At 65.1% G+C, this 24865-nt stretch carries 27 protein-coding genes and 1 tRNA gene; 10 read left to right on the top strand and 18 right to left on the bottom strand.

All coding sequences use genetic code 11. The features are described from left to right. Nucleotides 1–265 precede the first annotated feature (265 nt). The 4 genes from AB1Z25_RS06855 (at nt 266) to AB1Z25_RS06840 (ending at nt 3788) form a co-directional block, all read left to right on the top strand. Nucleotides 266–565, top strand: a complete 300-nt coding sequence (locus AB1Z25_RS06855; RefSeq protein WP_107800227.1) for a hypothetical protein — start codon at nt 266–268, stop codon at nt 563–565. A gap of 138 nt (nt 566–703) precedes the next feature. Further along, a complete protein-coding gene (locus tag AB1Z25_RS06850; protein WP_235089406.1) occupies nt 704–2110 on the top strand; it encodes an MATE family efflux transporter in 1407 nt (468 codons plus the stop codon). Next, nucleotides 2107–3132: a UDP-N-acetylmuramate dehydrogenase gene (gene murB / locus AB1Z25_RS06845; RefSeq protein ID WP_486636873.1), complete on the top strand. Its 1026-nt coding sequence runs from the start codon at nt 2107–2109 to the stop codon at nt 3130–3132. Before AB1Z25_RS06850 ends, murB begins: the two co-directional genes overlap by 4 nt. A 44-nt stretch (nt 3133–3176) precedes the next feature. After that, nucleotides 3177–3788, top strand: coding sequence for an HAD family hydrolase (locus tag AB1Z25_RS06840; RefSeq protein ID WP_486636872.1), 612 nt, complete (start codon nt 3177–3179; stop codon nt 3786–3788). An 11-nt stretch (nt 3789–3799) separates the two neighbouring features. Here the strand turns inward: AB1Z25_RS06840 and AB1Z25_RS06835 are convergent, their stop codons facing one another. Both AB1Z25_RS06835 and AB1Z25_RS06830 read right to left on the bottom strand, forming a co-directional pair. Beyond that, nucleotides 3800–4180, bottom strand: a complete 381-nt coding sequence (locus tag AB1Z25_RS06835) for an MAPEG family protein (RefSeq protein WP_486636871.1) — start codon at nt 4178–4180, stop codon at nt 3800–3802. Between the two features lie 33 nt (nt 4181–4213). Continuing rightward, nucleotides 4214–4888, bottom strand: coding sequence for an energy-coupling factor ABC transporter permease (locus tag AB1Z25_RS06830; protein WP_486636870.1), 675 nt, complete (start codon nt 4886–4888; stop codon nt 4214–4216). Between the two features lie 100 nt (nt 4889–4988). Between AB1Z25_RS06830 and nadC the strand changes: the two genes are divergently transcribed. Continuing rightward, nucleotides 4989–5834, top strand: a complete 846-nt coding sequence (gene nadC, locus AB1Z25_RS06825) for a carboxylating nicotinate-nucleotide diphosphorylase (protein ID WP_227107624.1) — start codon at nt 4989–4991, stop codon at nt 5832–5834. A gap of 86 nt (nt 5835–5920) precedes the next feature. After that, on the top strand, nt 5921–7801 hold the full coding sequence (locus AB1Z25_RS06820) for a sensor domain-containing diguanylate cyclase (protein ID WP_107800234.1): 1881 nt from the start codon (nt 5921–5923) through the stop codon (nt 7799–7801). Here AB1Z25_RS06820 and AB1Z25_RS06815 read toward each other — a convergent pair. The 3 genes from AB1Z25_RS06815 to trxA form a co-directional block, all read right to left on the bottom strand. Next, nucleotides 7779–8426, bottom strand: coding sequence for a CoA pyrophosphatase (locus AB1Z25_RS06815; protein WP_107800235.1), 648 nt, complete (start codon nt 8424–8426; stop codon nt 7779–7781). The genes AB1Z25_RS06820 and AB1Z25_RS06815 overlap by 23 nt on opposite strands. 204 nt (nt 8427–8630) lie before the next feature. Further along, nucleotides 8631–9887 (bottom strand): transcription termination factor Rho, encoded by a 1257-nt coding sequence (gene rho, locus AB1Z25_RS06810; RefSeq protein WP_043591613.1) that lies wholly within the window; start codon nt 9885–9887, stop codon nt 8631–8633. Nucleotides 9888–10010: 123 nt separating this feature from the next. Beyond that, entirely contained in the window at nt 10011–10337 is a 327-nt protein-coding gene (gene trxA / locus AB1Z25_RS06805; protein WP_039755088.1) for a thioredoxin TrxA, read from the bottom strand. A 225-nt stretch (nt 10338–10562) separates the two neighbouring features. Between trxA and fabI the strand changes: the two genes are divergently transcribed. Further along, complete coding sequence (gene fabI, locus AB1Z25_RS06800; RefSeq protein ID WP_043591772.1) at nt 10563–11351, top strand: enoyl-ACP reductase FabI; 789 nt, start codon at nt 10563–10565, stop codon at nt 11349–11351. Nucleotides 11352–11559: 208 nt separating this feature from the next. Here the strand turns inward: fabI and AB1Z25_RS06795 are convergent, their stop codons facing one another. Continuing rightward, complete coding sequence (locus AB1Z25_RS06795) at nt 11560–11955, bottom strand: nuclear transport factor 2 family protein (protein ID WP_107800236.1); 396 nt, start codon at nt 11953–11955, stop codon at nt 11560–11562. A 141-nt stretch (nt 11956–12096) separates the two neighbouring features. Here AB1Z25_RS06795 and AB1Z25_RS06790 point away from each other — a divergent pair, with 141 nt between their 5' ends. Continuing rightward, entirely contained in the window at nt 12097–12852 is a 756-nt protein-coding gene (locus AB1Z25_RS06790; RefSeq protein ID WP_486636869.1) for an AraC family transcriptional regulator, read from the top strand. On the opposite strand, the gene AB1Z25_RS06785 is transcribed toward AB1Z25_RS06790, so the two are convergent. The 3 genes from AB1Z25_RS06785 to AB1Z25_RS06775 form a co-directional block, all read right to left on the bottom strand. Continuing rightward, complete coding sequence (locus AB1Z25_RS06785; protein ID WP_227107621.1) at nt 12830–13927, bottom strand: polyamine ABC transporter substrate-binding protein; 1098 nt, start codon at nt 13925–13927, stop codon at nt 12830–12832. The two genes, AB1Z25_RS06790 and AB1Z25_RS06785, sit on opposite strands and share 23 nt — an antisense overlap. Nucleotides 13928–13957: 30 nt before the next feature. Next, a complete protein-coding gene (locus AB1Z25_RS06780) occupies nt 13958–15361 on the bottom strand; it encodes an NAD(P)/FAD-dependent oxidoreductase (RefSeq protein WP_486636868.1) in 1404 nt (467 codons plus the stop codon). Between the two features lie 86 nt (nt 15362–15447). Then, nucleotides 15448–16224 (bottom strand): helix-turn-helix domain-containing protein, encoded by a 777-nt coding sequence (locus tag AB1Z25_RS06775; protein ID WP_107800240.1) that lies wholly within the window; start codon nt 16222–16224, stop codon nt 15448–15450. Between the two features lie 79 nt (nt 16225–16303). On the opposite strand from AB1Z25_RS06775, the gene AB1Z25_RS06770 reads away from it, so the two are divergent. After that, nucleotides 16304–16870 carry a GNAT family N-acetyltransferase gene (locus AB1Z25_RS06770; RefSeq protein WP_486636867.1) on the top strand — a complete coding sequence of 189 codons (567 nt, stop codon included), beginning with the start codon at nt 16304–16306 and terminating at the stop codon, nt 16868–16870. Nucleotides 16871–16949: 79 nt separating this feature from the next. Further along, nucleotides 16950–18539, top strand: coding sequence for a hypothetical protein (locus tag AB1Z25_RS06765; protein ID WP_486636866.1), 1590 nt, complete (start codon nt 16950–16952; stop codon nt 18537–18539). Between the two features lie 175 nt (nt 18540–18714). On the opposite strand, the gene AB1Z25_RS06760 is transcribed toward AB1Z25_RS06765, so the two are convergent. The 9 genes from AB1Z25_RS06760 to infC form a co-directional block, all read right to left on the bottom strand. After that, a complete protein-coding gene (locus AB1Z25_RS06760) occupies nt 18715–19014 on the bottom strand; it encodes a putative quinol monooxygenase (RefSeq protein WP_227107613.1) in 300 nt (99 codons plus the stop codon). Nucleotides 19015–19249: 235 nt separating this feature from the next. Further along, nucleotides 19250–19326: transfer RNA gene (locus AB1Z25_RS06755), tRNA-Pro, on the bottom strand. 18 nt (nt 19327–19344) lie between these two features. Beyond that, nucleotides 19345–19710 (bottom strand): MerR family transcriptional regulator, encoded by a 366-nt coding sequence (locus AB1Z25_RS06750; RefSeq protein ID WP_107800244.1) that lies wholly within the window; start codon nt 19708–19710, stop codon nt 19345–19347. After that, nucleotides 19691–19993: an integration host factor subunit alpha gene (locus tag AB1Z25_RS06745; protein WP_019103243.1), complete on the bottom strand. Its 303-nt coding sequence runs from the start codon at nt 19991–19993 to the stop codon at nt 19691–19693. The genes AB1Z25_RS06750 and AB1Z25_RS06745 overlap by 20 nt, the downstream gene beginning before the upstream one ends. 75 nt (nt 19994–20068) lie before the next feature. Beyond that, nucleotides 20069–22426: a phenylalanine--tRNA ligase subunit beta gene (pheT, locus tag AB1Z25_RS06740; RefSeq protein ID WP_486636865.1), complete on the bottom strand. Its 2358-nt coding sequence runs from the start codon at nt 22424–22426 to the stop codon at nt 20069–20071. 21 nt (nt 22427–22447) lie between these two features. Then, a complete protein-coding gene (pheS, locus tag AB1Z25_RS06735) occupies nt 22448–23431 on the bottom strand; it encodes a phenylalanine--tRNA ligase subunit alpha (RefSeq protein ID WP_107800246.1) in 984 nt (327 codons plus the stop codon). A gap of 155 nt (nt 23432–23586) precedes the next feature. Continuing rightward, on the bottom strand, nt 23587–23946 hold the full coding sequence (rplT, locus tag AB1Z25_RS06730) for a 50S ribosomal protein L20 (RefSeq protein WP_019103240.1): 360 nt from the start codon (nt 23944–23946) through the stop codon (nt 23587–23589). A gap of 12 nt (nt 23947–23958) precedes the next feature. Then, complete coding sequence (gene rpmI, locus AB1Z25_RS06725; RefSeq protein ID WP_019103239.1) at nt 23959–24156, bottom strand: 50S ribosomal protein L35; 198 nt, start codon at nt 24154–24156, stop codon at nt 23959–23961. A gap of 167 nt (nt 24157–24323) precedes the next feature. Continuing rightward, nucleotides 24324–24848: a translation initiation factor IF-3 gene (infC, locus tag AB1Z25_RS06720; protein WP_081556240.1), complete on the bottom strand. Its 525-nt coding sequence runs from the start codon at nt 24846–24848 to the stop codon at nt 24324–24326. Nucleotides 24849–24865: the final 17 nt, after the last annotated feature.

Genomic DNA, 24865 nt, shown 5'->3' with positions numbered 1-24865 from the left:
TTAACAAATGCCAGCTAAAGCGTTAAAACGGTCAACCCGCTTGCGCTCTTAGTCGTAGGCGGGTTTTGTTTTACCCGTACAGGCAGTTAAGCGGACCCGTCGCTTCGGATCGATGCATGAGCCGCGCCCCGTTTCCATTTCGGGCATGCGCGGCTGGCGCCGAGTTAATGACAACTTGCAGGGCGCCCAAAAATCCTGCTAAAGCGTCGCCGGCGATACCCAGGACCGGCGCGCGAACCGCGACCGAACCGACTGGAGAACCGCCATGTACGACTGCCTGCAAGACAGCTATACCGATTTTTCTTTTGCCAATTTCGACGCCGTGGGAAGACCTCGCCCCCTTTGCGGCAGCCTGAGCGCCTCTCCGCTCACGCCGGCCGACGCCCCCGCCCTGCAGCAGCTGGCGGATTTCGCCCATGAACTGGGCTATGACCTGGACCGCAACGGCGAACAACTGACCGTGCGGGACATTTCCCTGCTGGACGCGCTCAGCATCAACGCCCGCTTCGGCGGCGAGCTGCTGATCAGTTGCGATCTGCGCCGCGACCCGCCCGCGCGCTTCTGATTCCATATCCCGCGCCGCCGGGACCGCCTTGCGTTCCCGGCACGCGCCATGTCGCCCCATTGTCATGGCGCGACAAAGACAAGCGCACCCCGCAGCCGGTATAATGGCCAGTTCTCCGTGCCATCCCGCCCTACTCCCATGCTGTTTGAAATCAATCGCGCCCCGCGCGGGGCCGTGCTGCTGGAAGCCCGTCAAATCAGCCGGCTGGCCTTGCCGATGATGATCGCCCAGATCGCCCAGGTGGCCACCGCCTTCGTCGATACGGTGATGGCCGGCCGCGTCAGCACCGACGACCTGGCCGCCGTCTCTCTGGGCGCCAGCGTCTTCATCACCTTCTACGTCACGCTGATGGGCATCGTCACCGCGCTCAATCCCATCCTGGCCCACCAGTTGGGCGCCGGCGAGCACGACAAATTCAAGGACACCGCGCGCCAGGGCCTGTGGTTCGGCCTGCTGATCGGCCTCTTGGGCGCGGCGATGATGATGGCGCTGGAGCCGGCGCTGCGGCTATGGCTGCACCTGCCGCCGGAAGTGACCGACAAGGTGATGCTCTTCATCACCGGCGCCGCCGTGGGCATGCCGGCGGCGATGACCCACCGCGCGCTGCACGCTTACGCGTCCAGCCTGGGCCGCCCCAAGGCCATCATGGTGGTCAGCCTGCTGGCGCTGGCGCTGAACGTTCCGCTCAACTACATCCTGATCCACGGCCTGTTCGGCCTGCCCAAGCTGGGCGGCGCCGGCTGCGGCTGGGCCACCGGCATCGTGTTCTGGTTCAATTGCCTGGCCCTGCTCGCCTATGTCAGCTGGCACCGCAACTTCCGCCAGTTCCGGCTGCTGGAGCGGCTGCGCGGCCCGGACTGGCGCATGTACCGCGGCTTCCTCAAGCTGGGCGTGCCCATCGGCCTGTCCTTTTTCGTGGAAGTCAGCCTGTTCTCCTTCATCGCGCTGCTGATCGCCGAGCTGGGCACCGTGGTGGTGGCCACTCACCAGTCCGTGCTCAATTTTTCCAGCATCATCTACATGCTGCCGCAGAGCGTGGCCACCGCGATGTCGGTTCGCGTCGGCCACCACGTCGGCGCCGGCGACTACCGCGCCGCGCGCTTCAGCTCCGGCGTCGGCCTGCTGCTGGGCCTGAGCATGGCCTTCTGCGCGATGCTGGTGGTGCTGCTGTTCCGCGAGCCCATCATGCGCATGTACACGCCGGACCCGCGCGTGATCGCGATGGGCTCCACCCTGCTGCTGTTCGCCGCCGTCTACCAGCTGACCGACGCCGCCCAGACCATCGCCTCCGGCGCCCTGCGCGGCTACAAGCTGACCACGGTGCCGATGATCATTCACATCCTGTCGTTCTGGTGCGTCGGCCTGGGCCTGGGCATCACCCTGGGCCTGACCGACTGGCTGAGCAAGAAACCCATGGGCGTGTTCGGCTTCTGGACCGCGCTGGTGATCAGCCTGAGCGTGGCCGCGCTATTCCTGACCCGCTACCTGGCCGGCGAAAGCCGCCGACGCCTGCATCGACAACTTCAAACGGAACCGGCGCCATGAGCCTGAGCTTCAGCCACCATCATCCGCTCAAATCGCTGAACACCTTCGGCATGGACGCGCGCGCGCGCGACTTCTGCCGGCTGGACGCGCTCTCGGAGCTGCCGGCGCTGCTGGACAGCCCGGCCTACCGGGCCGGGCCGGTGCTGTGGCTGGGCGGCGGCAGCAATCTGCTGTTCACCCGCGACTACCCCGGCCTGGTGGTCAAATTGGAATTGCGCGGCGTCCGTCTGCTGGAAGAGAGCGGCGAGGACGTGATCGTCGAGGCCGCCGCCGGCGAAAACTGGCACGATTTCGTGCTCCACACCCTGGAGCAAGGCTGGTACGGCCTGGAAAACCTCAGCCTGATCCCCGGCACCGTCGGCGCCAGCCCGATCCAGAACATCGGCGCCTACGGCGTCGAGGCCAAGGACCACATCCACCAAGTCGTCTGCGCCGATCTAGAGCGCGGCGGCGCCGAACTGACGCTAAGCAAGGCCGACTGCCGCTTCGGCTATCGCGACAGCGTGTTCAAACACGAGGCCGCCGGCCGACTGCTGGTCACCGCCGTGCGTTTCCGCCTGTCGCGCGCGCCGCGGCTGCGCACCGGCTACGGCGACATCCAGCAAGAACTGGACGCCGCCGGCATTGCCGCGCCCACGCCGCAAGACGTCAGCGACGCGGTGATCCGCATCCGCTCGAGCAAACTGCCCAACCCGGCCCAGCTGGGCAACGCCGGCAGCTTCTTCAAAAATCCGGTGCTGCCGGCGGAACAGGCGCAGGCGCTGCTGGCGCGCCATCCGACGCTGCCGCACTACCCGGCCGCCGACGGCAAGGTCAAGCTGGCCGCCGGCTGGCTGATCGACCAATGCGGGCTGAAAGGCCATCGCGACGGCGATGCCGGCGTGCACGCGCGCCAGGCCCTGGTGCTGGTCAACTACGGCGCAGCCAGCGGCGAGCAGATGCGCGCGCTGGCCGACAAGGTGCGCGCGGAAGTCCGTCAACGCTTCGGCGTGGAACTGGAGCCGGAACCCATCGTTCTCTAAACTGCAGGCGCGAGCCGTTCGCGCCCTAGACAAAAGGCTAAGCAATGCATTCAAGCGTAGATGTGCTGGTATTCGATCTGGGCGGAGTATTGGTGGACTGGAACGGCATCGATCCGCTGGTGCGGCTCTCCCAGGGCAAGCTGGACCCGGAACAGGCCCGGCGCTTCTGGATGGAAACGCCGTGGATCGCCGAACTGGACACCGGCGCCTGCACGCCGGAGGCCTTCAGCGCGGCGATGGCCGAGCACTTGGGACTGGACATCGGCGCGGCGGACATGACCGCGCAACTGGACAGCTGGCTGCGCGGCGCCTACCCCGGCGCGGCAGAAATGCTGGCCCGGCTAGGCGAACGCCACCGCCTGGCCGTGCTCAGCAACAATAATGCGCTGCACTGGGGCAAGATCGAACGCGAATTCGATCTGCTGCACCGCTTAGACCGGCTGTTCGCCTCCCACCTGATCGGCCTGCGCAAGCCGGACGACGCGGTGTACCGCCATGTGCAGGACGAGCTGGGCGCGGCCCCGCAGCGCATCGCCTTTTTCGACGACAATATAGAATGCGTGGACGCCGCCCGCCGCGCCGGCTGGCAGGCCTTCCACACCAAGGGCCTGGACCAGGTGCAGGCCGCGCTGCGCGCCAACGGCTGGCTGGATTAGGCCTAACCGCGCTAGAACACCCCGCCGGCCTTGCAGAAAATCGCCACCACCGTCAGCAGGCCGATCAACCAGGACAGGGAACGCAGCGCCGCCCGATCGGCCAGATACAGCAAGCCGTGCGCGATCCGCGCCGCGATGAAAACCGCGGCGGCGGCGTCCAGAAACGCCGACGGCACATGCATCCCCCAAGCCACCAACACCGCCGCGGCGAAGGTCGGGAACGCCTCCCAGGCGTTCTGCTGCGCCCAATTGGCGCGCAGCCGGTAACCGCTGGCCTGGGCCATCGCCTCCCGAGGCTTGTGGTTGTCCACTCGCGAACCGGCCTTGGCCACCCCGGCCCAGATCAAGGGCAGCAAGGCCGCCAGCAAAATGCTCCATAAAGCGAAGGGCATGGTTTCTCCTTTAGCGTGTAAAAGGCCGCCCGCTCACGGCGAGCGGCGCCTGTGTCCCAGATAGCGCCCGTCGTCGAAGGTCGCCACCCATTCCGGCCGGTAGACCACCAGCACCGCCGCCAACAAGCCGGTGGTGAAGGCCTCCGACCACGACAGTAAAAAATAGAACGGCAGCGTCTCCTCCAACAACTGGTCCCAGGGATAGGCGCCGGCCAGGCCCAAGACCAGCAAACCCGACAAGCCGGCGGCGAACATGCCGGCCCCGCCGGCGAGGAAGCCGTTGACGAAAACGTAAACGAACAGATTGCTGGGCAAGGCGCGCTGGCTCAAGCGCAGCGCCGCGGCCGACAGCGCCACCGGCGGCACGATCATGCTCAGATAGTTCAGACCCAGCGCCTGCGGATCGGCCTGTCCGCTCAAAGCCAATGCCAGCAAGGGAAGCGCCAGCGCCAGCAAGGCCAGCCACGGCCCCATCATCAAGGTGAACAGGCCGGCGCCCAGCAAATGGAAGGACAGGCCGGGGGCCACGCCGCCGCGCAGCAGCCACAAGGCCAGCGCCAGCACGCAGGCGCCCATCCAGGCGTTGCAGGCCGGCAAGGGCAGGCCGCGCCAGACCACCCGCCGCGCCGCCAGCGCCAACAAGGACAAAGCCGCGCCGTTGCTCAGCCAAAGCGCGGCGTCGGGGAAAAACGATGCGGGTAAATCCATGGCCTACCTATCGGCTTATATATCCATTTCGAATGATACCAGAGCGCGCGCACCAATCCGCCGCCATTGGGTACAATGACGTTTTCTTGGAGAGTCCCGCATGCCCGCCTTGCCCGCCCCTCACCTGATCGCCCAGCAGGTCGCCGCCGCCCTGGCTGAAGACATCGGCCGTTGTGACTGGACCGCCCTGTTGATTCCCGAACACAGCGCTGGCGCGGCGCGGGTGACGGCGCGCGAAGCGGCCACGCTGTGCGGCCAGGCCTGGTTCGACGAATGCTTCCGCCAGGTCGATCCCCGCTGCCGGGTGGAATGGCTGGCCGCCGAAGGCGAGCAGGTCGCCGCCGGCGCCGTGCTGTGCCAAATCGACGGCCCGGCCCGCGCGCTGCTGACCGCGGAGCGCTCCGCGCTGAACTTCCTGCAAACCCTGTCCGCGGTCGCCAGCGAAACCCGCCGCTACGTAGACGCCGTGGCCGGCACCCGCGCCCGGATACTGGACACCCGCAAAACCATGCCCGGCCTGCGGCTGGCGCAGAAATACGCGGTGACCGCGGGCGGCGGCGACAATCAGCGCGTCGGCTTGTTCGACGGCATCCTGATCAAGGAAAACCACATCATGGCCGCCGGCGGCATCGCCGCCGCGCTGCGGGCCGCGCAGCGGCTGGCCCCGGCCGAGGTCAGCCTGCAAATCGAAGTGGAAACGCTGGAGCAACTGGAAGAAGCGCTGCTCCACGGCGCCAAGCTGGCCCTGCTGGACAATATGTCGCTGGAGCAAATGCGCGAAGCGGTGCGGCTGACCGCCGGCCGCGCCCAGCTGGAAGCCTCCGGCGGCGTGGACTTCGACACCGTGCGCGCGATTGCGGAAACCGGGGTCGACCGCATTTCGGTGGGCAAATTGACCAAGGACGTCCGCGCCGTCGATCTTTCCATGCGCTTCACCGCGGCCTGAGGCGCCGTCCGGGCCCGGCGGCGGGCCCCTGTCATACTCCGCCGCCTAGCGCTATAACTGGTTCATAACCCCCAATAACGAGCGTCATGGACTTCAACCTCCGCAAACGGAACAAACGCCCGGCACGCTATGCGATCTGGGGTTCCATCCTCTTCCTGCTCGGCACGCTGGCGCTGGTGGCCCTGGAACTGCTCAACACCTATCACCAGGAAGAGGAAAACGCGCTGCGCCAGGCCAACGGCCTCAGCCAATTGCTGGCGGAACGGCTGGCCGCCGGCATCAGCGAAGCCGGCCTGATCCTGCAAAGCAGCAGCCAGCTGCCGCAGGTCCAGACCCTGCTTCACACCGGCACAAGCGGCGAGGAGGGACAGCAGAAGCTGTATCAGCAGCTGCAGCAGCAACTGCAGCTGGCGCCCTATCTGAGCCGGATCGAAATCATAGACAGCGCCTGCCAGGCCATCTTCACCAGCCGCCAGGCCGCCATCGTGCGTCAGCCCCACAATGAATTCTGCCGCTGGCTGCATCGCAACGAAGACCCGGAAAACAATTACACCGCCGCCCAGCACAATCCCGAACAACACGGCATCGTCCTGGCCAGCAAGCTGCGCGACGAAGGCGGCAACGTCATCGGCATGGCCGCCGGCGTCATCGCCAATAATTTCTTTCAGGACGAGGTCTCGCGCGTCACCGTGGGCGAGCACGGGGAGATCCTGGTGCTGGACCAACGCCAGCTGATGGTGGCGCGCTGGCCCAAGCCCCCCAAGGGACTGGAGCGGCAATTCCGGCCGCTGCAGCCGGCCAAGCTGCTCAGCCGCGACGGCAATCAGGCGCAATTCAGCGCGCCGTCCAATATCGACGGCGTCACCCGCCTGTACAGCCAGAGCCAGACCGGCCGCTATCCCTTCCAAGTGGCCGTGGGCCTCGCCCGCAAGGATTTCACCCGCTCGGTGCAGGAGAAGGCGATGCTGGCCCTGCTGGGCTGGCTGTTCATCGCCGGCATGACGCTGCTGGCCCTGCGCAACTATCTGTCCAATCTGCGCCAGCACACCCTGCTGAGCCGCAGCACCGATCTGATCCGGCAAAGCGAGGGAGAGGCGAAGCTGATCCTGGACACCGCGCCGCTGGCGCTGTTGCTGGTCAACCCCAAAACCCGCCGCATCCAGCGGGCCAACGCGCTGGCGCGCGCCATGTTGCAACTGCCGCCGCGCGCGCCGGGCACCAAGGAGGATTCGGACATCCTCAACCTGCCTTTTCGACTACAGCCGCTGGAGCAGTGGCTGGAAGCCGGCCAGGAGATAGAGAATCAAGAAATGGAGCTGGAGCTGGAGGACCACAGCCGGCTCTGGGTCATCGTCTCGCTGCGGCCCCTGGGCGAACGCACCCCGCCGTCCACGCTGGTGGCGCTCTACGATATTTCCAGCCGCAAGCAGTTGGAGCAGCAATTGCAGGAAAGCAATCAGCAACTGAGCGAAATGGCGGCCACCGACCCGCTGACCCATTTGTACAACCGGCGCTACGCCGACATGATGCTGAAAGACGAAATCAGCCGCTGCGAGCGCTACGGCCAGTCGATGACCATCGCGGTGTTCGACATCGACCACTTCAAGCAATTCAACGACCGCCACGGCCACCAGGCCGGCGACAATGTGCTGGTGGCGGTGGCCAACGCGCTGACCGACACCACGCGCAACACCGATATCAGCGCGCGGGTGGGCGGCGAGGAATTCCTGGTGATTTTCCCCTGCACGCGTCTGCGCGACGCGCAAAAGGTGATGGAACGGGTCCAGGTGGTGCTGAGCCAGACCCGCTTCCCGCTGGTGGACCAGAGCGTGACCTTCAGCGGCGGGCTGACCGACTGGCGGCCGCACGACACGCCGGAACTGATGCTGGCGCGCGCCGACCGCCTGCTCTACGAAGCCAAGGTCGCCGGCCGCAACATCCTCTTCAACGATCTGGACATGATCTGAACGGCGGCGGCTCCTGCCCGGCCACGCCCAAGGCGTCGGACAGCAGCCACAACATCGCCGCGGTGGCGCCCCAGATGCGGTGGCGCTGCCAATCCAGCGACAGATAGGCCCGCAGCTGGCCGTCGTCGCCCTGATGGCTGTGGCGCTGGTAAGCGCCGGTATCCATCAGCAGCGGCAGCGGCGCCTCGAACACCTCGGCCACCTCGCCCGGCTCCGGGCTGAGTTCGAACGGCGGCAACACCAGACCCACCACCGGCGTCACCACAAAGCCGGTAATCGTCACATAATCCGGCAAGCGGCCCAGCAGCCGGACATGGCTTTCCGCCAGCCCGGTCTCCTCCCGCGTTTCGCGCAGCGCGGCGCGCTCGGCCGAACCGTCGTCCCGCTCCAGCTTGCCGCCCGGAAAGCTCACCTGGCCGGCGTGCGCCGGCAGGTTCTCCGCGCGACGGGTCAACATCACCGTCGGCCCCTCGTGCCGCCACACCAGCGGCACCAGCACCGCCGCCGGCCGCAGCCCGCCGTCGGCCGGACGGAAGCTGAAATCGCCCACCCTGCCGGTAAAGTCATAAGCCGACAGCCGACCGGCAATCCAGTCGGCCGCTTCTCCCGCCTCCATCGACCACATTTTATTGTCCCCTGCCGTCATCCGCTCGCCGGGCCAACGCGCCGGCGATGTTCTTGCTCCATCTTAGGCCAAATCGCGGCCCCGCTGTCGGCGCCGCCATCGGTATTAACAAAAAACCCGCGCACCGGCGCCTGAACGACGCCGGCCGACGCGGGCAAAAAAAATGCCAGGCTGGCAGCCTGGCATTCTTGCGAGCATTTCCGCTCAGCGGCGCATCGAGTCGAAGAACTGCTGGTTCGACTTGGTGGCCTTGATCTTGTCCTGCAGGAATTCCATCGCCTCCAGATCGTCCATCGGGTAGAGCAGCTTGCGCAGTACCCAGATGCGCTGCAATTGGTCCTGCGGAATCAGCAGCTCTTCGCGACGGGTGCCGGAACGGTTGATGTTCAGCGCCGGGAAAATGCGCTTCTCGGCCATGCGGCGTTCCAGATGGATTTCGCTGTTGCCGGTGCCCTTGAATTCTTCGTAGATCACATCGTCCATGCGGCTGCCAGTATCGATCAGCGCGGTGGCGATGATGGTCAGGCTGCCGCCCTCTTCCACATTGCGCGCGGCGCCGAAAAAGCGCTTCGGGCGCTGCAGCGCGTTGGCGTCCACGCCGCCGGTCAGCACCTTGCCGGAGGCCGGCACCACGGTGTTGTAGGCGCGCGCCAGACGGGTGATGGAGTCCAGCAGGATCACCACGTCCTTTTTGTGTTCCACCAGGCGCTTGGCCTTCTCGATCACCATCTCGGCCACTTGCACGTGGCGGGTGGCCGGCTCGTCGAAGGTGGAAGACACCACTTCGCCCTTGACCGAACGCTGCATCTCGGTCACTTCCTCCGGACGCTCGTCGATCAGCAACACGATCAGCACCGCTTCCGGATGGTTGGCGGTGATGGCGTGGGCGATGTGCTGCAGCATCACGGTCTTGCCAGACTTCGGCGGCGCCACCAGCAGGCCGCGCTGGCCTTTGCCTATCGGCGAGATCAGGTCGATGATGCGGCCGGTGATGTTCTCTTCGGCGCGGATGTCGCGTTCCAGCTTGAACTGCTCGGTGGGGAACAGCGGCGTCAGGTTCTCGAACAGAATCTTGTGCTTGGAGTTCTCCGGCGCTTCGCCGTTGACCTTGTCCACCTTGACCAGCGCGAAGTAACGCTCGCCGTCTTTCGGGGTGCGGATCTCGCCTTCGATCGAATCGCCGGTATGCAGGTTGAAGCGACGAATCTGCGACGGGCTGACATAGATGTCGTCCGGGCCGGCCAGGTAGGAGGTGTCCGGGCTGCGCAGGAAACCGAAACCGTCCGGCAGCACTTCCAGGGTACCTTCACCGAAAATGCTCTCGCCTTTTTTGGCCTGGTTTTTCAGCAAGGCGAAGATCAAGTCCTGCTTGCGCAGTCGGTTGGCCCCGTCGATCTCGTTGGAAATGGCCATTTCAACGAGTTCGGAAACATGAAGATGTTTTAGATCAGATAAGTGCATAGCAGCCGTAGGTCGACTCGGTAACGATTTAGCGGAACGCTGAATTCGGAGGGTGGCGTAAAAATGGAACGGGCAACGCGTCAATCGCTACCCGTTTTGAGATTTTGCTGGAGAATAGACGCTTTACAGTTGGCTGTCAATGAAGGCGGTCAACTGGCTCTTGGCCAGCGCGCCCACCTTGGTGGCGGCAACCTGGCCGTCCTTGAAAATCATCAGCGTCGGGATGCCGCGGATGCCGAATTTCGGCGGCGTCAGCTCGTTCTGGTCGATGTTCAGCTTGACCACTTTCAGGCGGCCTTCGTATTCCTTGGCCACTTCGTCCAGGATGGGAGCGATCATCTTGCACGGACCACACCACTCGGCCCAGTAATCGACCAGCACCGGCAGGTCGGCTTTCAGAACATCGGTATCGAAACTGTCATCGCTTACGTGGTGGATCAGATCGCTCATGGTTTCCTCGCTATTTATATGGTGGCGCAACTACTGCAATTGATGTGTGATGGTAGCAAGCGCGGAGTGCCGGGGCAACCGGAAATCCGGCGCGCGCGGCGCGCTCCGCGCTTCGCTCTTTCCTTATATACCACCGGAAAGCGTCCGACCTGGCCGACAATGCCGCTGCTGAAACGGCCCGGCTTCGGTATAATGCGCAGCTGTTTATTCCGAGAAGGACTCCAAATGGGCTTTCTGCAAGGCAAAAAGATTCTGATTACCGGCATGATCTCCAACCGCTCCATCGCTTACGGCATTGCCCAGGCCTGTCATCGCGAAGGCGCGGAACTGGCGTTCACCTATGTGGTGGACAAACTGGAAGACCGCGTGCGTGAAATGGCCGCGGATTTCGGCTCCAAGCTGGTTTTCCGCTGCGACGTGCAGAACGACGAAGAAATCAATAAATTGTTCGCCGATCTCGGCAAGGAATGGGACGGCCTGGACGGCCTGGTCCACGCCATCGCCTTCGCCCCGCGCGAATCGCTGGAAGGCGACTTCCTGGACGCGCTGAGCCGCGAAGCCTTCCAGACCGCCCACGATGTGTCCGCCTACAGCTTCCCGGCGCTGGCCAAGGCCGCGCGCCCGATGATGCAGGGCCGCAACGCCGCCTTGCTGACCCTGTCCTACCTGGGCGCGGTGCGCGCAATCCCCAACTACAATGTGATGGGCCTGGCCAAGGCCAGCCTGGAAGCCTCGGTGCGCTTCATGGCCGCCAGCCTGGGCAAGGACGGCATCCGCGTCAACGGCATTTCCGCCGGCCCGATCAAGACCCTGGCCGCCGCAGGCATTTCCGGCTTCTCCAAGCTGCTGGCCATGGCCGCCGGACAGTCCTGTCTGCGCCGCAACGTCACCACCGAGGAAGTGGGCAATACCGCCGCCTTCCTGCTGTCCAATCTGTCCTCGGGCATCACCGGCGAAATCACTTATGTCGACGCCGGCTTCAGCATCAACTCGCTGAATGTGCCGGAAGCCTGATTCGATCGCCTCCAAATGAAAATGGACCCGCCGGGTCCATTTTTTTCGCCCTCGCCGCTGCGCCGCCATCCGCTCCGGGATGACGAAGCTCCGATAAGCGGCACTCGCCGCGCCGCGTCTCACGAAGCGCCGCGGACTTCAACGGCCTCCAGGACGACGATCCGCCCCGGCAGGCCGCCGGGCGCTTGCGAACCCAGTCAAGCCCGCATCAGTGGCGGGACCCCAGATCCCGGTCCTCGGTCGTTCCGCTCAGCATATGCGTCAGTTCGTCGCAGGCGCGCACCATGCCGTCTCGCACGCGGAATTCGGCGATGACCAGCATGCTCACCCGGCCGCCGTCCCGCTTGTCCGCGGCGACGCGATGGCGAGTGAACACGCGCTCGCCCTGCTCCGCCCAGCTCAGGATTTCAAGATCGACCCGGCTGCACGTCTGCTTCAGATGGCGCAAATGCTTGATGAAATCGGCGTAATCCAAGCTGCGGCCGTCCGCCTGCTGGCGATAATCGGGATGCACCAGCTTCGCCAAACGGTTTTCGTCCAGTTCCGGGCGCAGCAATGCGCATTCGAATAATTCGCGCACCACGGCGATAGCGCTGTCTTGCATGGTTTGACTCCTTATAGAGGGGTGATATCGACGATGGGCGGCGCGGCCGAAGCCCGTCCCGCCACAATGGCCAGTATCCGTCCGGGCGTCGATGGCGCGTTATCGCTACAATGTCATCCAATATTTCAAACAGGCCAAACCATGCTGCTCGCCGCCGCCCGCATCCGTCACGACGACGCCGACCCCGAAGCCTGGCACAGCCATGACAGCGGCCAGCTCAGCTTGCTGCGCCGCGGCGTGCTGAACATCGCCACCGACGGCGGCCGGCTCTGGCTGCCGCCCGGCCACCTGGCCTGGATTCCTCCCGGCGTGCGCCACGCCTCGCACCGCCACGGCCTGATAGACGGCATCAGCCTGCACTTCGCCGCCGCGGCCTGCGCGCGGCTGCCGGCCGACGCGCAAGCCATCTCCTGCGACGCACTGCCGCCCGCCATCATGCGGCGCGCGCTGGATTTTTCCGCCCCGCCCCTTCCCAGAGAGCTGCGGCTGCTGGAGGTCTTGCTGGATGAATTGGAACACTGCCCGCCCTTGCGCCTGAGCTTGCCCTTGCCGCAAGACCGGCGCGCGCGCCGGGTCGCCGACGCGCTGACGGAGGCCCCCGAAGACCCGCGCTCGCGCGACGACTGGGCGCAATGGGCCGGCCTCAGCGGACGCAGCCTGAGCCGTCTGTTTCCGGAGCAGACCGGCCTCAGCTTCCAGGCCTGGCGCCGTCGGCTGCGGCTGTTGAAATCGCTGGAATATCTATCGGCCGGCCAGCCCGTCGGCGCCGCCGCCTGGCGCTGCGGCTACGACAGCCCCAGCGCCTTCATCGCCGCCTTCCGACAGACTTTCGGCCGCACGCCGGCCCAATTGCTGGGCCGGCCCTCGGAGCGCTTCAGCGATAGCTATTGTTCTTGAACTGATTGAACAGCCTCACCCGCTCCCTTTGCAGCGCCGGCGGCACCCGTCCCTGGCCGCGCAGCTTGCTCATGCCGGCCGCGTCCGGATAGAGGTTGCGGTCCGCCGTCAGCGCGCCATCCAGTAAAGGCCGCGACGCGGGCAAGGCGTTGGGATAGAACAATTCATTGCTGATTTCCGCCATCACCTCCGGCCGCATCATGAAATCGAGGAAGCGATGCGCGTTGTCCGGATGCGGCGCGTCCTTGGGGATGGCGAAAGTGTCCACCCACAACTCCGCGCCCTTGGGCGACAGCAGGTAGCGGATCTTGCGCGGGCTCTTGGCCTCGCCCGCGCGACGCGCGGCGATGTAGGCGTCGCCGGAATAGATCATCGCCGCGCAAAGCTCGCCGTTGACCAGATCATTGATGGGCGTGGAGGTGAACACCCGCACATAGGGCCGGACCGCGCGCAGCAGGCCGGCGACGGCGGGCAGATCCTCCGGCCGGTTCCGGCCAGGGTCCTTGCCCAGGTAGATCAAGGCCTGCACCGCCACCTGGCTGGGGGACATCATCATGGAGACGCCGCAGCCGCGCAGCTTGGACGCGTAAGCCGGGTCGAACAACAGGGCCAGCGCGTCGGCCGGCGGCGGCGCGCCGCCCAGCGCCCGCCGCACCCGGTCTTCGTCGATGGCCACCGAGGTGGTGCCCCACAGATAGGGCAGCGCGTAACGGTTGCCGGGATCGGCCGCGGCCAGTTGCCGCAGCAGCGCCGGGTCCAGTTGGCGGTAATTGGGCAGCTTGCCCTTGTCCAGCGGCCGGAAGGCGCCCGCCGCCAACTGATTGGCCAGGAAGCTCATCGATGGTCCCACCACATCGTAGCCGCTGCGGCCGGTCAGCAATTTGCCTTGCAGGATTTCATTGCTGTCGTATACGTCGTAACGCACCTTGATGCCGGTCTCGCTCTCGAAACGCCGCAAGGTCTGTTTGCCGATGTAATGACTCCAGTTGTAGACGTTCAGCACCTTCTCTTCGGCCGCCTGCGCCGGAACGGCCAGGCAGCAGACCCAGATCCCCACCCCAATGCGTCGCCACATGAATGTTCTCCCGATATCGCGCGCCGGCCCTCAGGCCAGCAAAGCCTCCAGGGCCGCCGCCAGCTTGCCCGCGCCGCGCCGGGCCCAGGCCGGCGCGCTCCCGTCGGCGCACAGTTTCTCCTCCAGCCCGTAAGCGCTGCGCACCAGGTGGTAACCCAGCCACGGCACCGGCTCCGGCGCCCAGCGGCGCACCCGCTCCATACGCCCTTCCGGCATGACCCAGGGCATGGAAGCCAGATCGCCGTCGCGCTCCAGAATCAATTCCGCCAGCGTGCGCCCCATCAGATTGGCGGCTCCCACGCCCTCGCCGCCGTAGCCGCCGGCCATGGCGATGCCGGCGCGCCGGTCGAACAAGGCGTAGGGCGTGAAAGCGCGCGCCACGCCCAGCGTGCCGCCCCAGCGGTAGGGCGCCGCCGCCGCGCCCAAGGCAGGGAACAGCCGACGCAGCAAGCGCTCGCGCCAGGCGAACTCGGCGCCGTTAGGGTCGAAGTCCCACTGCGCGCGGCCGCCCAGCCGGTAACCGCCGCGCGCGCCGAACACCAGGCGACCGTCCGCGCTGCGTTGGCCGTAAGTCACCATCCGGCTCAAATCGCCGAAAGCCTGGCGGCGCCCCAGTCCGATCTCGTCCCACTGCGCCGCCGACAGCGGTTCGGTGGCCAGCAGCAGGCTCTGCACCGGCAGCAGGCAACGGCCCAAACGCGAAAACTGCCCGGCCGCGCCCTCCAACGCCGGCACGATGACGTCCGCGCTCAAGTCGCAGCCGTCCAGCCCCGCCACCCCGGGAGCCAGCCGGCGCACCGGGCTATGCTCGTGAATGCGCACGCCCAGCCGCGCCGCGGCCCGCGCCAGGCCTTGCGCCAGCCGGGCCGGCTGAACCACCGCGCAATGCGGGGAGAACACCCCGCCGCGCACGTCTCTCGCGCCCAGCTGCGCCCGGGCTTCCTCGCGGTCCAGCCAACGGAAGTCGGCCTCGCCGTGGCCCGCCCGCCGCAGTTCGCGCAGCCAGTTCCGCCCCATCGCTTCCTGCTCCGGATAGCGCGCCGCCGCGTACAGCACCCCGCCATGGGCGAAATCGCATTCGACGCCTTCGCGCGCCAACACCGCGGCCACTTCGTCGACGATGCCGAACAGCCGCCGCCGCGCGCGTTCGCGCCGCTCGCCGTCCAGACTGAGCAAATGGACGTCCTGATTGGCCAACCCGCCTATCAGCCAGCCGCCGTTGCGTCCGGACGCGCCGTAGCCGCAGGTTTCCGCCTCCAACACCGCCACGTCCAGCTCCGGCGCCATGCGCTTGAGGTAGTAAGCCGTCCAAAGGCCGGTGTAGCCGCCGCCGATCACCGCCACGTCGCAGCTGGCCGACTGCGTCAACGGCGGCCAGGACCGCGCCGCGGGACTTTGATCCAGCCACAGACAGGCTTGGGACTCGATCCCCATGAATGCTCCTTGGCGATAGCCCCGAACCTGGGGCGGACCCGAACAGACTAAGCCGGCGCCCGCGCCGCGTCGTGCGCGCGGGACCGCTAGGAATCGGCGGAAAAGTAGCGCTGCGGCGTGGTGCCGGTTTCCAGACGGAAAGCCTTGTAGAACGTGGAGGCGGACTTGAAGCCCACGGCGAAGGCCATGTCCAGCGGAGCGGCCGGCGGCCGCGGCAGCGCCAGCAGATGGCGGACGCGTTGCTGATTGAGCCAGGCGTAGAAGCTCAGGCCCAGCGCCTGGTTCAAGACGTGGGAGATCTGATTGCGGGTGTAGCCGGTGGCCTGCGCCACCTGGCCCAGGCTCAGCTCGCAGTCCAGATAGGGTCGCTGTTCGGCGAAATAGGCTTGCAGGTCCGCCAGCAGCCGCGCCAGCCGCTGCGGGTTCAAGCCGATGCGATCGCCGGTCCGCTCCCCGCTCAAACGCACCGGCGTGCAGTACTCATGCACGGAGACGATCAGGCCGTCCCGCACCCGGATCGCCTCGCCGCCTTGAAAACTGGCCAGCTTGCCGCTGGAGGCCAGCCGGATCACATAGCGGTATTGGATGAAGGCGGTGTCGCCGTCGACGCGGATGCGGTCGGTGTGCTGCAAACTCTCCTTGCCGCCGTCCGGCATGCTCTCGGCCAGATAGGCCGGCAAATCGGCGTAAGTCAGCGTCAGATTGCGGTAGAAATCGCAGTATTCGACCTCCGGATGAAACAAGGCCAGCGCCGCCCGCGCGTCGCGCGCGCGCCAGCATTCGTGGTAGCGCCGGGCCACCTCCCAGGTGGCCCGGCTCTCGGCATCCCAAGCCGCCCGCGGGCCGGCCGTCGTTTCCGCCATGACTGTCTCTCTCCCGCGCCCTTGGCGGCTGTTATCATATAGCTCGACCATACCCGTCCATTGCGAGGAGAGCCAGCCGATGGAGATACTGATCTTCCCCGAAGCGGAAGTGCCCGCGGAACTGCGCCGCCAGGTGCTGGCGCTGCAACAGCTGGCCTGGCCCGGCGAACCGCCGGCCGGCCTGCAAGCCATCCATGACCCGGCGCTGGCGCCGCTGTCCTTGCTGCTGGTGGAAAACGCCCGAGTGCTGTCGGCGCTGGACATCCTCAGCAAATCCTTGCGCCACGCCGGCACGACATTCCAGGCCAGCGGCATCAGCTGCATGGTCACCCAGCCCGAGGACCGCAGCCGCGGCCTGGGCCGGCTGCTGGCCGCCTCCGCGCGCGAAACCATGCAGGCCAACGGCGCCGATCTCGGCATTTTCACTTGCGACCGCCCCCTGCGGCGCTTTTACCAAAGCTGCGGCTGGAGCGAACTGCCGGGCGCCGTCTTGATCGGCGGCACGCCGGCCGCGCCCTTCCCCAGCAGCCAGTTCGACAAGGCGACCATGGCCTGCTTTTTCAGCGACAAGGCCAGGCGGCTGGCGTCACGTTTCGAAGATTGCGAGATCGCGCTCCATCCCGGGGACATCGACCGGCTGTGGTAAGCGTCCCGCGGCGACATCGCCTCCTCGCCGGCAAGCGCTCCCCGCCTTGCCGGCCTCCTGTTCAGCCCCCATTCCAACCATGACAGAAGCTCCCGACCTCATCGAAATCGAGTTGACCGCTCCCTACCGCGTCAAGGGCGAGGCCGCCCGCGGCCAATCCGTCTGGCTGCTGGCCCGGCTCTGGCACGCTCAGCAGTTCGGCGACGGCGCGGTGTCCGCCGCCGCCCTGCGGCTAGGCTTTCCCGGCCAGAACAATATCCGCATGCTGATCTCGCGCGCGTTCGCCGACTTCGCCCGCTGGGGCGTGCAGGCCGGCTGGGGCGCCGCGCGCGGCCGGCCCATCGCCACCCTGCCGCTGAACGGACGCAGCCGCGGTCCGTTCTGGCTGACGGCCGACATGGCCTCGCGGCTGCGTTTCCGCGCCGCCGGCGTCGAGGTGGAGCGGGATTGGCTGGAGCACTTCCTCGGTCTTCGCCGGGAAAAACCGGAAAGCCCGGCCGGCGATCTGTCCTATCTGATGCGCGACATGCGCTTTTGGCAACAGATGGCGCAGGCCATCCGCGACGAATACGACGGCTTCGGACGCCGCCCCAGCCGCCAGGTGGCGGAATCCTTCCACGTCGCGCGTCAATTCGCCGGAGACGATTTTCAGCAAGCGCTGGCCTTGATGAAAGAAAGCCTGGCCCTGCGCCGCAGCGCCCAACTGGACGGCAGCCGCAGCGCGCTGAAGCGGCTGGACCGAGTGCTGGACGCCGGCAGCGTCCATCACGCCCATCCCACCTTCGCCGCAATGGCCTGCATCGTCAAAGCCTGGGAGCGTTACTCCCAAGGCGACGCCGACGCGGCGCGGACCGCGCTGGAACACCTGCAAACCTCGCCGGAGCTGCAGCCGGTTTTCCGCTACAACCCGCGTGTGCGCTTCGAATGCCTGAACCTGCTGGCCCTGCTGCACAAGCACGCCGCCACCAGCGGCGCCGGCGCCTCGCGCCAGCGGGACGAGGCCGGCGCGGCGCTGCAAGCGTTGAGCGGCGCGCTGGAAGCGGCTTACGAGGCGGACTCCATCGACGCCGCCCAACATGTGGCCGCCAATATCGGCTGGTGCTTGTGGCTGTTCTGGCAGCAGGGGCTGGTCGACCCGGAACGCGAGCAACGCGTGGGCGCGGTGCAGTTGCAGGCGATGCGCTGGCTTGGGCTGTCCGAATGGATTTGCGACCGCTTCGGCTACGGCAGCGGCTCCGCCTGGAATCTGATCTTCATCCTGCGCATCGCCCGCGGCAACTGCCCGCCGCCGCGTTCGCGCAGCCTCTCGGCCTTCCGCGCCCAGCAACCGCTGGCGCTGGAAGACGCCATCGCGGCCTTGCAGCCCTTGCACGCCTCCTTGTCTCCGGCCAAGGGCTTCAGCCGCTGGTCCTCGGCGGCGGTCCTGGCGCTGGACGAGCAACTCGCCGGCAACGCCGCCTTCCCTCCTCTGCAACAAGCCAATCTATTGCTGGAAGCCGCCTGGTTCCTGCTGCATGAGCAGGGCGCCGGCCGGGAGGCCGCGGACGCGCTGTCCCGCCTCCAGGCCTTGCTGCCGTCGCTGCGGCGCGGCGAGCGCAGCTTTTTCAACAGCGAGCTGCAACGGCTGCCCATCGAAGCGCCTCTGACCGACATCCGCCCAGAAAAATAGCCGGCAAGGCCGGCGGGGAACGCTAAGCAGCGTTTGGGTCTGTTCAAAGTCTCGCGAGCGAGGGCGAGACAAGGCGAAAACCGCTGAGAAAGCGGAATGCACTCGTGGTGCATGAGCATTTCTAGGCGGTTTTCAACGCCGCATCGCCGACGCGTAGCAGGTCGTAAACAGGTTCTTAGGCCGGGTTCAGCACATGCACGGCCAGGCCGGCCACCGCGCCCTCGGTCGCGGCGACGAAGGCGCGCAGCGGCGGCGCGTCCAGGTGGCGGTCCAAGGCCGCCTTGCTGGTCCACTTCTCTATCACCACCAGGCTGTCCGCGCCATACGGCTGCGGCGAATCCGCGTGGTCCAGCGCCGGGCCGTACTCGATGCAGCCCTCTTCCTCTCGCACCAGGGGCACGATCGCATTCAACTCGCGCAAAATCACGGCGCGCTGGCCCGGCTTGGCGGTAATCACGGCTACTACATGCAACATGGCAATCCTCACAAAAGTCGGCGATACGCCGCCGCGCATCTCCGCGGCGGCCACAGGAATACGGCAGGCGCAGAAACAAATGGTTCGCCGCCGTCTATCGGGCAATAAAAATCGCCCGCCGAATTCGACTCATTGAAGGGGATTGAATTAGAAGGATTTCTAATATTTGGAGGGGAAAATAAAAAAAGCTCTGCAAACGCAGAGCTTTTAAATATTTGATACTTTTGGAATTCTTTGGTCGGGGCGAGAAGATTCGAACTTCCGACCCCCTGCACCCCATGCAGGTGCGCTACCAGGCTGCGCTACGCCCCGACTCGAGAGAAACGTATTCTAAACTGCTTTTTGATTTTTGCCAAGCCCTGAATCAAGCCATTCCAAAATCGCCTCCAACTCGGTCCTGACCTCCTGGGCCGTTGCCGGGCGCACTTCTTGGCCGTCCGCGCCCAGACGCTGGCGGGCGCCGTGGATGGTAAACCCGTCGTCATATAACAGACCGCGAATGCGCCTGACCAATAACACTTCGTGATGTTGGTAATAACGGCGGTTGCCGCGGCGCTTCACCTGGCGCAATTGGGAAAATTCCTGCTCCCAATAGCGCAGCACATGCGGTTTGACGCCGGTGAGCTCGCTCACCTCGCTAATGGTGAAGTAGCGCTTGGACGGTATCGGCGGCAGATCAGCCTTGCTTGTTGGCATGGAATTGCTCGACCATTCCCTTGAGTTTCTGACTAGCGTGGAACGTTACCACACGTCGCGCGGTGATGGGAATCTCTTCCCCGGTCTTGGGGTTGCGACCCGGACGCTGCGGCTTGTCGCGCAATTGGAAATTGCCGAAACCGGACAATTTGACGGAATCGCCGGACTCCAGGGCCTGGCGAATTTCCTCAAAGAACGATTCAACCATGTCCTTGGCTTCACGCTTGTTCAAACCCACTTGATCGAACAGCATGTCGGCCAGCTCAGCCTTGGTCAAAGTCATGTCACCCTCTCACACATCAATATTTCTAATCATTCAAAAGCCCGCCGACTCCGCGGCGGGCTCCACGCCTTGGGCTCAGCGCAACTGAGCGCCCAGCTCGGCGGCAACGCCGTCCAGCAGGGCCTTGAGCGCCGGCTCCACGTCTTCGTCGGTCAGCGTGCGGCTATTGTCCTGCAACATCACGCGGAAGGCCAGACTCTTCTTGCCCTCTTCCACGCCTTTGCCGCGATAAACGTCGAACAAAGCCACTTCGCTGACGATGGCGGCGCCGTGCTTGGCGAAGCAGGCCAGCAATTGGGCCGTTTCCACCGCCTCGTCCACCACCAGCGCCAGATCGCGGCGCACCGCCTGGAACTTGCTCACCGGCTGCGCCTTGATGGGCTGCCGCGCTTCCGCCGCCGCCAGGTCAAGTTCGAACAGCACCGGCGCGCTGGGCAGATCGTATTGCTGCGCCCACTTGGGATGCAGTTCGCCGATCACGCCGACTACCACGCCATCCACCAGTACTTCGGCGCAACGGCCCGGATGGAAGGCCGGATGCGCGGCCTTGCAGAAATCCGCGCGCCGCGGGTGCAACAGGGCTTCGACATCGGCTTTGACGTCGAAGAAATCGACGCGTTCGGCCTTGACGCCCCATTGCTCCGGCAAGCGCGGACCCCAGGCGAGGCCGGCCACTTTTTCCGGCTGATCGAACCAGTCTGCGGATTTCTTGAACACGCGCGCCACTTCGAACACGCGCACGCGCGGCTGCTTGCGGTTGAGGTTGCCCACCAGCACGTCCACCAGGCCGCCGATCAGCGTGGAGCGCATCACGCTCATCTGCGAAGCGATCGGGTTGATCAGGCGCACCGGCTGCTCGTTGGCGGCGAAATCGCGCTCCCAGGCCTCGTCGACGAAGGCGTAGCTGACGATTTCCTGATAGTCGCGCGCCGCCAGCAGATGGCGGATCTGATCGCGCGGCCGCAGCTCTTCCCGCTGCGCCAGCATGCGCATGCCGGAACGCGGCGCATCGGCGGGGATCGCGTCGTAGCCGTATACCCGCGCCACTTCCTCGATCAGATCTTCCTCGATCGCGATGTCGAAGCGGAAGGATGGCGCCTCCACGGTGAAGACTTCGCTGTCCAGACGGTGCGCCAGGCCCAGCCGGCCCAGAATTTCACCGATCTGCGCGCTGCTCAAGCTCACGCCCAACAACTTGGCGCAACGCGGCACGCGCAGCGTGACCTCGCCGCGCCGCGGCAGTTCGGCCACGGCCTCCACCACCGGACCCGGCTGACCGCCGCAGATGTCCAGCACCAGGCGGGTGGCGCGTTCCATCGCTTCGCGCTGCAGCTGGAAGTCCACGCCGCGCTCGTAACGGAAAGAAGAATCGGAACCGAAGCCCAGCTCGCGCGCCTTGCCGGCGATCGCTTCCGGCGCGAAGAAGGCGCTTTCCAGGAAAATATCCGTGCTGGTGACGGTGACGCCGCTGTGCTCGCCGCCCATGATGCCGGCGATGGCCAGCGCCTTGGTCTGGTCCGCGATCACCATGTAATCGGACTTGAGCTTGACGGTTTTCTCGTTCAGGCACAGCAGTTCTTCGCCGTCCTTGGCCATGCGCACGACGATGCCGCCGTCCAGCTTGGCCAGGTCGAAGGCGTGCATCGGCTGGCCTTGTTCCAACAATACGTAGTTGGTGATGTCGACCACGGCGGAAATCGAACGCAGGCCGGCGCGCTCCAGGCGGCGGCGCATCCATTCCGGCGTGGCGGCGGCGGCGTTGACGCCCTTGAGCGCGCGGCCCAGGTAGCGGCCGCAGCCAGCGGCGGCGTCTATGCTCACCGACAGCGCGTCGTCGATGACCGGGGCCACCGCGGGAATGGCCACCGGCGCCAGTTCTGCGCCGGTCAGCGCCGCCACTTCACGCGCGATGCCGCGGATGGACAGGCAGTCGGCGCGGTTGGGAGTGATTTTCAGCGTGAACAGCTGGTCGTCCAGGCCCAGGTAGTCGCGTATGCTCTGCCCCGCCGGCGCGTCGGCCGGCAGCACCAGCAGGCCGTCGGCCTCGTCCGGCACGCCCAGCTCCTTGCCGGAGCACAGCATGCCGTTGGATTCGACGCCGCGCATCTTGGTCGGCTTGATCTTGAAATCGCCGGGCAGCGCGGCGCCGGGCAAGGCGCACGGCACTTTCAGGCCGACGGCGACATTGGGCGCGCCGCAGACGATCTGCACCAGTTCGCCCGTGCCCACGTCCACCTTGGTCACGCGCAGGCGGTCGGCGTTTTCGTGCTTGGCCACTTCCTTGACTTCGGCCACCACCACACCGCTGAAGGCCGGCGCGGCGGCGTTGACCTCTTCCACCTCCAGACCCGCCATGGTCAGCAGGTAGGACAGCTCGTCGGTGCTCAGCGACGGATTAACCCAGCTTCTCAGCCATTGTTCGGAAAATTGCATAGTATTCGGCTCCGTACGCGATCAGTTGAACTGTCTCAGGAAGTTGAGGTCGTTCTCGAAGAACAGCCGCAGGTCGTTGACGCCATAGCGCAGCATGGCGAAACGATCGAGACCGATGCCGAAGGCGAAGCCGGTGTAACGCTCCGGGTCGATGTTGACATTGCGCAACACATTGGGGTGCACCATGCCGCAGCCGCCCACTTCCAGCCAGCCGCGCTCGCCCAGCACGTCGATTTCCGCCGAGGGCTCGGTGAAGGGGAAGAAGGACGGACGGAAGCGCACTTGCAGATCGTCGCGCTCGAAGAAACGGCGCAGGAAGTCGGTCACCACCGCCTTGAGGTCGGCGAAGGACACGCCCTCTTCCACCCACAGGCCTTCCATCTGGTGGAACATCGGCGAATGAGTGGCGTCGGAGTCCACGCGGTATACGCGGCCCGGGGCCACGATCTTGATAGGCGGCTGATTGTTCATCATGAAGCGCGCCTGAATCGGGCTGGTATGCGTGCGCAGCACGTCGCCGCCTTCCACGTAGAAGGTGTCGGCCATCGCGCGCGCGGGATGGTTTTCCGGGATGTTCAGCGCCTGGAAATTGTAGAAATCGGTTTCGATCTCCGGGCCGTCCGCCACTTCAAAACCCATGGTGCGGAACAGGCCGGCGATGCGCTCCAGCGTCAGCGCCACCGGGTGCAGGCCGCCGCCGTTGCTGCCGCGCCCCGGCAGGGTCACGTCCAGCGCCTCGGCGGCCAGTTGCGCCTCCAGCTTGGCGGCGTTCAATTGATCGAGGCGCTGCTTGTGCGCGGCCTCAAAAGCCTGCTTGGCCACATTGATGGTGGCGCCGGCGGCCTTGCGCTCTTCTGCGGGCAGCTTGCCCAGCTGTTTCAGGAGTTCGGTCAACTCGCCGCTCTTGCCCAGATAGCGGGCCTTGACCTGCTCCAGTTCAAGAAGATCGGCCGCCGCGGCTACCGCGGCCAGACCGGATTGGAGAATCGCGTCAACGTTGTTCATCGTGTTCCACACCGTATGCGAAAGAAAGCTGGCCACACGCGCCCCAGCACTCGGGCGAGTCTGGCCAACCGTCTTGATCTTGAATCATGCCTGCGGCCGGGCCGCATCAAAAAAAAGGGAGGCAAGATTGCCTCCCTTTTGATCCGTCCGGGCGATTAAGCAGCGAGGCTTGCTTTCGCCTTTTCGACGATCTGTGCAAAAGCCGGCTTGTCGAACACGGCCAGGTCGGCCAGGACCTTGCGGTCGATTTCGATAGAGGCTTTTTTCAGGCCGTTCATGAATTTGCTGTACGGCAGGCCGTTTTCACGAGCAGCTGCGTTGATACGAGCAATCCACAGTTGACGGAACTGACGCTTTTTCTGACGACGGTCACGGTAGGCGTACTGACCGGCTTTCATCACCGCCTGTTTGGCGATGCGATAGACGTTCTTCCGGCGGCCGCGATAGCCTTTCGCCAGTGCGAGGATTTTCTTGTGACGAGCACGAGCGGTTACACCGCGTTTTACGCGTGGCATATCTTAGTCTCCTTAAGCGTAGGGCATCATTGCGCGAACAGAGGCCATATTGGTGCTATCTACCATGGTAGTACCACGCAGTTGGCGCTTGTTCTTGGTGGTTTTCTTGGTCAGGATGTGACGCTTGAACGCGTAAGAGCGCTTTACACCACCATTGCCCAGTACTTTGAGACGCTTTTTCGCGCTCGACTTGGTTTTCATTTTCGGCATGGACTGCTCCTGCTGAATTTTGATTAGATTAGACGCGAGGTGGCTCCCGGACGAATCCGGAAACGCTTGAAAAACCATCGTGTCACGCTTTTGGGCAGATCGTTGCCGACCTACAAAATCAACACGGCAGAGCGAACCCTGCCGTGTCAGTTTGATGATTATACCGATTATTTCTTCTTCGGCGCAATCATCATGACCATCTGGCGGCCTTCCAGCTTGGGAAACTGCTCAACCACCGCAATTTCGGACAAATCGGCTTCGACACGCTTAAGCAACTCCAAACCGATGTTCTGGTGGGCCATCTCACGACCGCGGAAGCGCAGGGTGACCTTGGCTTTGTCGCCGTCAGCCAGGAATCGGGTCAAGTTGCGCAACTTGACGTTGTAGTCGCCGTCATCGGTGCCCGGACGGAACTTGATTTCCTTGATCTGAACCTGTTTCTGCTTCTGCTTGGCTTCGTGACGCTTCTTGGACTGCTCGTACTTGTACTTGCCGTAGTCCATCAGCTTGCATACCGGAGGCTGCGCGGTCGGGGAAATCTCCACCAGATCCACATCGCCCTCCTCCGCCAGCGCCATTGCCTCACGCAGACTGACAACACCAATCTGCTCACCTTCTTTACCTACCAGACGAATTTCACGGGCGGTAATCTCGCCGTTGATCCGTGCTTCGCGTTCCTGAGCTATAGCCAAATCTCCTATTAATCTAA

It is taken from the genome of Chromobacterium sp. HL1 (genome assembly GCF_057418835.1).
This window is presented reverse-complemented; position numbering and strand designations above follow the sequence as displayed.